Genomic DNA, 6,125 nt, shown 5'->3' with positions numbered 1-6,125 from the left:
CCACTAGGTTACAAACCTCGCGCTGCGATCAAATCACCCCTAGATAGAACAAATTTAATCCTGAAAGGCCAACAGGCCCTATTTTTTTGCTAAGATAAAAGGCCGCTATTTAGCGGCCTTTTTTGTTTTAAAACGGAAGTACCGAGTTATGCATTGCCCATTTTGTACCGCAAAAGATACTAAAGTTATTGATTCTCGCCTAGTCGGTGGAGGCCACCAAGTTCGCCGTCGTCGTGAGTGCAACGATTGCCACGAGCGCTTTACTACATTTGAAGGGGCAGAGCTCGTTATGCCGCGCGTAATAAAACAAGACGGCAGCCGAGAACCATTTAACGAAGATAAGCTTCTAAATGGCCTTAACCGCGCCCTTGAAAAGCGCCCAGTGAGTACCGAACAAGTCGATGAAGTCGTTAATATTATTAAATCTCAATTGCGTGCTACTGGTGAGCGCGAGATATCAAGCCACTTAGTCGGTGAGTGCATTATGGAAGCGCTTAAAAAGCTCGATAAAGTAGCGTATGTAAGATTTGCCTCTGTGTATCGCTCGTTCGAAGATATACGCGAGTTTGGTGAAGAAATTGCCCGTTTAGGGGAGTAATAATGCAAAGCCAAATACCATTTACCGAACAAGATGAAATGTATATGGCGCGCGCCATAGAACTTGCCAAAAAAGGTCGGTTTACAACAACACCAAATCCTAATGTGGGATGTGTGTTAGTTAAAAACAACCAAATCATTGGTGAAGGTTTTCATCAGCTTGCAGGGCAGGGACACGCTGAGGTTAATGCGCTTGCAGTGGCTGGTGAGAAGGCAAAAGGCGCTACGGCTTATGTCACGCTTGAACCGTGCAGCCATTACGGACGCACTCCCCCGTGCGCTGAAGGTTTAAAAGCCGCAGGTGTAGTAAAAGTTATAGCTGCAATGGTTGATACCAACCCGCAAGTAGCTGGTAAAGGGCTTAAAATACTTAGCGATGCTGGTGTTGAAGTTGCATTTGGGTTGTTAGAGCAACAAGCTCGTGCACTTAATTTAGGTTTTTTTAAGCGTATGGAGCAAGGCTTGCCTTACGTAACATGTAAAATGGCCGCAAGTATTGATGGTAAAACCGCACTTAAAAATGGTCAAAGTAAGTGGATCACAGGTTCTGTAGCACGCCAAGATGTGCAGCTGTATCGCGCTCAAAGCTGCGCAATTTTAACAGGTGCAGATACCGTACTTGTTGATGATGCAAAACTTAATGTACGCCAAAACGAATTGCCACAATCTTTACCTACAGATTTACCGCTTCGCCAACCTGTGCGTGTTATAATTGACTCGCAAAATAGATTAACACCTGATCTTGCCTTATTTAGTATTGAAAATGACATAATAATTTTTACCACCAAGGTTGATAAATCAAAGCAGTGGCCGCATTTTGTAAGGCATATAGAAGTAAGTGAGATTAACGCAAAGGTTAATTTAACTGAGGTTTTACAGCAGTTAGCTCAATTACAGATTAATAATGTATGGCTAGAAGCAGGTGCTACACTTGCTGGCAAAATGTCTGAACTTAACTTAATTGATGAATTTGTATTTTACTTAGCACCAAAATTAATGGGGTGTGATGCAAAAAGTTTAGTAAATTTTCCTGAATTGACGAGTATGCAAAATACAGTTGATTTAACATTTAATGAGTGTGTACGTATTGGCGACGACTTACGTATAACTGCAGTAAAAAAACTCATTAAAACCACTTAATAAAAAGAGTAGCACTATGTTTACTGGAATAATTGAAGCCACAGGTAAAATTGCCTTACTACAAAAAAAACAAGGCGACTTAGCTATTCGCATCCAAAGTGCTGATCTTGATATGAAAGATGTAAAACTTGGCGATAGCATTGCAACCAACGGTGTATGTTTAACTGTTGTAGATAAACATATAGATGGTTTTAGCGCTGATTTATCTAACGAAACAATTAGCCTTACAGGCTTTGCTCATTATGCTTTAGGGCAAACTGTAAATCTTGAAAAAGCGATGCAGCCAGTATCTCGCTTAGGTGGTCATTTAGTGTCAGGGCACGTAGATGGTATAGCAACAATTACTGCCATTACACCTAATGCCCGCGCAACAGAGTACTGGTTGAGCACCGATGAAAATTTAATGAAATACATCCCTTATAAAGGGTCTGTATGTATTGATGGCATAAGTCTGACAGTAAATGCTGTTGAAGGTAATAAATTTAAACTAACAATAGTACCGCATACTAGCGAGCAAACGACCATCGCTGGTTTTAAAGTGGGGACGCAGGTTAATTTAGAAGTCGACCAAATTGCACGTTATTTAGAACGTCTAATTAAAGGCGCTGAGCAACCTACAGGCTCAGACATTTCAATGAGTTTACTAGCTAAAGCTGGTTTTATTAAATAACGACACTGATAACTTACACGAGCAAATTTATGAATTTACACAGCGCACAAGAAATCATCGACGACATTAAAGCCGGAAAAATGGTTATTTTAATGGACGATGAAGATAGAGAAAACGAAGGCGATTTAATAATAGCTGCTGAGCATATTAGCGCAGAGGCGATTAACTTCATGGCTACTCATGGCCGTGGTTTAATTTGTTTAACCATGACTCAAGAGCGTTGTGAGCAACTTGATTTACCATTAATGGTTAAAAACAATGGCGCAGCGTTTTCTACTAACTTTACTATGTCGATTGAAGCATCTAAAGGTGTAACAACGGGTATATCTGCAGCTGATAGAGCGCGTACAGTTCAAGCTGCTATTGCAAAGGGTGCTGTACCAAGCGATATCGTACAACCTGGACATATTTTTCCGATTATGGCGCAACCTGGTGGCGTTTTAACGCGTGCAGGGCATACCGAAGCTGGCTGTGATTTAGCACGTTTAGCAGGGCTTGAAGCATCATCAGTTATTGTTGAAATACTTAATGCCGATGGCACTATGGCGCGCCGCCCAGATTTAGAAATATTTGCTAAAGAGCACGGTATTAAAATTGGCACTATTGCTGATTTAATCGAATACCGTAATTTAAACGAAACTACAATTGAACAAGTTGCTAAGTGTAAGTTGCCAACTGAACACGGCGAGTTTGATTTAGTAACGTATAAAGACACCATCGACGGGCAATTACATTACGTATTGTTAAAAGGCGAAATTAAAGAGCAAGAACCAACGCTTGTTCGCGTGCATTTACAAAGTACCTTTAACGACATTTTACTTTCAGATAGAAGTGCGGACCGTAGTTGGGGTCTTTCTGATGCGATGGCTTACATTGCTAAAAATGACGGTGCCTTAGTTATTTTAGGCAAGCAAGAAAGTACTGAAGAGCTAGAAGCAACAGTAAAAGCATTTGCCGCTGCTGATGCCGGTGAAAATGTAACACCTCGTAAATTTAAAGGTACATCGCGTACTGTCGGTGTTGGCTCGCAAATACTGGCTGACCTAGGTATTAAACAAATGCGTCTTATGAGCCGCCCTAAAAAGTATCATGCACTTTCGGGCTTTCATTTAGAAGTGGTTGATTACGTTGAGCCGCAATAAGCGGTTTGCTTTAAACTAGTCTATTTTTTTATTTTTATGGTATGATGCGCAGCAATTTTTGCGCAATCGCAACCGCTTGAACATATTTTTAGGGTTATCAAATGAAAATTATTGAAGGTAATAAGTACGCTCCAGGCAAAAAATTCGCTATCGTTATTTCTCGTTTTAACGACTTTATTGGTAGCAGCCTACTTGAAGGCGCTGTTGATGAGTTAAAACGTACCGGTGGTGTATCTGATGACGACATTACTGTTGTGTATGTACCTGGTGCAGTTGAGTTACCTTTAGCGGCAAAACGCGTTGCAGCAAAAAAAGAGTATGATGCAATCATCGCATTAGGCGTAGTGATCAGAGGTGGTACACCACACTTTGACCTCGTTGCTGGCGAATCAAACAAAGGCCTTGCAAATGTATCGCTTGAGTATGATATCCCGGTTGCATTTGGCGTATTAACTACAGAAAGCATTGAACAAGCAATTGAACGCGCTGGTACCAAAATGGGTAACAAAGGCGGCGAAGCGGCATTAGGCGCGCTTGAAATGGTTAATGTGTTAGATAAAATTTAAGTTTAAGGAATTTTTGTGAAACCAGCAGCAAGACGTAAAGCACGTATCTTAGCACTTCAGGCCGTTTATTCTTGGCAATTAAGTGGCAATCTAATTGCCGATATCGAACAACAAATGTTGATCGAAAACGACGTGACTAAAATTGATGTTGAATACTTTAAAGATTTAGCTACCGGCGTTGCTGTTAACTACAAGCAATTAGACGAAGCTGTATCTCCACATTTAACACGTCCGTTTGATGATTTAGATATGGTTGAGCGTGCAATCTTACGTTTAAGCGCGTATGAGCTTAAATTCCGTGAAGATGTACCTTACAAAGTAGCAATCAATGAAGGCATTGAACTTGCTAAAATGTTTGGCGCAGAAGATAGCCATAAATTTGTAAACGGTGTACTTGATAAAGCTGTTAAGCATTTACGCAAGTAATACTAACGCACTTAAAGCGCGCCAATTTAATGAGTAGCGCTTTGCACGTTAGTACACGTTAAAAAGGAGAGCCGGCATAGGTCGGCTTTTTTGTGTATGAAGGAATTTGAATTAATAAACCGCTACTTTAAAGGTCGCGGGATCACCCGTCGTGACGTAAACCTTGGTATTGGCGACGACTGCGCTTTAGTAACCGTGCCGCAAAACTGCCAACTCGCTGTTACAACAGACACCCTCGTTGCAGGTGTACACTTTTTTGATGATATTTCTCCTCGCGCATTAGGCCACAGAGCACTTGCTGTTAATTTAAGTGATTTAGCAGCAATGGGTGCTGAGCCTACATGGGTATCAGTTGGGTTAACATTACCAAGTATTGACCAACAGTGGGTTGAAGAGTTTACTGAAGGCATGCACGAAATTGCAGAATACTTTAATGTACAGATTATAGGAGGTGACACCACGCAAGGGCCGCTAACTATTACTATTTGTGCAAAAGGGACAGTACCTGAAGGCACTGCACTTCGTCGTAGTGGCGCAAAAGTAGGTGATTGGATTTATGTCACTGGTCCATTAGGGGATGCTGGGCTTGCAATTGAATCACGTAAACAAGGCATAAGTATTGAGCCAGAGCATTTAAAGTACTTAAATAAACGCTTTGACTTTCCAACACCACGCGTTGCCGCTGGGCAAGTATTACGAGGCCTTGCCTCATCAGCTATTGATGTGTCAGATGGCTTACTAGCTGACTTAAGCCACATTCTTGATATGTCTCAAGTTAATGCGTCGGTTAATATACAAAGCATTCCTACATCAGATGCAATGCGGTCAAGTCTTGAGTTTAAACATCAATTACCGTTTATTCTTAATTACGGTGATGATTACGAACTATTGTTTACGGTACCCGATAGTAATAAAAGTATGCTAGAAATGAAGCTGCGCCAATATGGTGTAGACGCAACATGCATTGGGCAAATTAAAAGTGGCGATGGCCAAATAGAGCTTTTACATAATGGTGAAAAGTTTGATTTTGAGCAACAAGGCTTTGAGCATTTTGCCAAGGAGCCAGTTTGACTTCCAAAAGACAGTTTAATTTAAAGCGCCCACATCAATTATTTGGTTTGGGTTTTGGTACTGGCCTTGCGCCAGTTGCACCGGGTACATTTGGTACTTTTGCAGCATTACCGTTTATTTTTACAACCATGTACTTCCCGCTATGGCTACAAATTGTATTTGCAGTAGTAATTAGTATTTTTGGTATATGGGCATGTGGAAAAACCGCTGATGATTTAGGTGTACACGACCACCCTGCAATAGTGTGGGATGAAGTTGCAGGCTATTACATCACTATGATTGGGGCCGCGTTAAGCTGGCAAACATTATTAGTTGGTTTTTTATTGTTTCGCTTTTTTGATATAGCCAAACCTGGCCCAATTCGTATGCTAGACAAGCGCGTTCACGGTGGTGTTGGTATTATGGCTGATGATATATTAGCGGGTATATTTTCGCTGGTATGTTTGCAAGCATTAATAAAAGCAGGTTTACTACCCTTTTAATTTTTATCTTCAATTTGTTTAACTAGGTGGC

General features: G+C 41.0%; 8 protein-coding genes. All 8 read left to right on the top strand.

Features of this window, described 5'->3' with window-relative positions; genetic code table 11:
- Positions 1–148 precede the first annotated feature (148 nt).
- The 8 genes from nrdR to CWC11_RS10325 all read left to right on the top strand — a co-directional run bounded on the left by nrdR (position 149) and on the right by CWC11_RS10325 (position 6,094).
- On the top strand, positions 149–598 hold the full coding sequence (gene nrdR / locus CWC11_RS10360; RefSeq protein ID WP_002961761.1) for a transcriptional regulator NrdR: 450 nt from the start codon (positions 149–151) through the stop codon (positions 596–598).
- 2 nt (positions 599–600) lie between these two features.
- A complete protein-coding gene (gene ribD, locus CWC11_RS10355) occupies positions 601–1,737 on the top strand; it encodes a bifunctional diaminohydroxyphosphoribosylaminopyrimidine deaminase/5-amino-6-(5-phosphoribosylamino)uracil reductase RibD (protein WP_138682634.1) in 1,137 nt (378 codons plus the stop codon).
- Between the two features lie 16 nt (positions 1,738–1,753).
- Entirely contained in the window at positions 1,754–2,407 is a 654-nt protein-coding gene (locus CWC11_RS10350; RefSeq protein ID WP_138682633.1) for a riboflavin synthase, read from the top strand.
- Between the two features lie 29 nt (positions 2,408–2,436).
- Positions 2,437–3,549: a bifunctional 3,4-dihydroxy-2-butanone-4-phosphate synthase/GTP cyclohydrolase II gene (gene ribBA, locus CWC11_RS10345; protein WP_138682632.1), complete on the top strand. Its 1,113-nt coding sequence runs from the start codon at positions 2,437–2,439 to the stop codon at positions 3,547–3,549.
- A gap of 101 nt (positions 3,550–3,650) precedes the next feature.
- Positions 3,651–4,115: a 6,7-dimethyl-8-ribityllumazine synthase gene (ribH, locus tag CWC11_RS10340; RefSeq protein ID WP_058548010.1), complete on the top strand. Its 465-nt coding sequence runs from the start codon at positions 3,651–3,653 to the stop codon at positions 4,113–4,115.
- A gap of 15 nt (positions 4,116–4,130) precedes the next feature.
- Entirely contained in the window at positions 4,131–4,541 is a 411-nt protein-coding gene (gene nusB / locus CWC11_RS10335; protein ID WP_058548009.1) for a transcription antitermination factor NusB, read from the top strand.
- A 96-nt stretch (positions 4,542–4,637) separates the two neighbouring features.
- Entirely contained in the window at positions 4,638–5,612 is a 975-nt protein-coding gene (thiL, locus tag CWC11_RS10330; protein ID WP_138682631.1) for a thiamine-phosphate kinase, read from the top strand.
- On the top strand, positions 5,609–6,094 hold the full coding sequence (locus CWC11_RS10325; RefSeq protein WP_058548007.1) for a phosphatidylglycerophosphatase A family protein: 486 nt from the start codon (positions 5,609–5,611) through the stop codon (positions 6,092–6,094). The genes thiL and CWC11_RS10325 overlap by 4 nt, the downstream gene beginning before the upstream one ends.
- The last annotated feature ends 31 nt before the right edge of the window (positions 6,095–6,125 follow it).

The sequence above is a fragment of the Pseudoalteromonas sp. S3178 genome (assembly GCF_005886985.1).
In the GTDB taxonomy this organism is placed as follows: domain Bacteria; phylum Pseudomonadota; class Gammaproteobacteria; order Enterobacterales; family Alteromonadaceae; genus Pseudoalteromonas; species Pseudoalteromonas carrageenovora.
This window is presented reverse-complemented; position numbering and strand designations above follow the sequence as displayed.

Bases quoted from the DNA above. Each gene is read 5' to 3' on its own strand.
- ribD (WP_138682634.1), top strand. From the start codon at position 601: ATGCAAAGCCAAATACCATTTACCGAACAAGATGAAATGTATATGGCG.
- thiL (WP_138682631.1), top strand. From the start codon at position 4,638: ATGAAGGAATTTGAATTAATAAACCGCTACTTTAAAGGTCGCGGGATC.
- CWC11_RS10350 (WP_138682633.1), top strand. From the start codon at position 1,754: ATGTTTACTGGAATAATTGAAGCCACAGGTAAAATTGCCTTACTACAA.
- nrdR (WP_002961761.1), top strand. From the start codon at position 149: ATGCATTGCCCATTTTGTACCGCAAAAGATACTAAAGTTATTGATTCT.
- ribH (WP_058548010.1), top strand. From the start codon at position 3,651: ATGAAAATTATTGAAGGTAATAAGTACGCTCCAGGCAAAAAATTCGCT.
- ribBA (WP_138682632.1), top strand. From the start codon at position 2,437: ATGAATTTACACAGCGCACAAGAAATCATCGACGACATTAAAGCCGGA.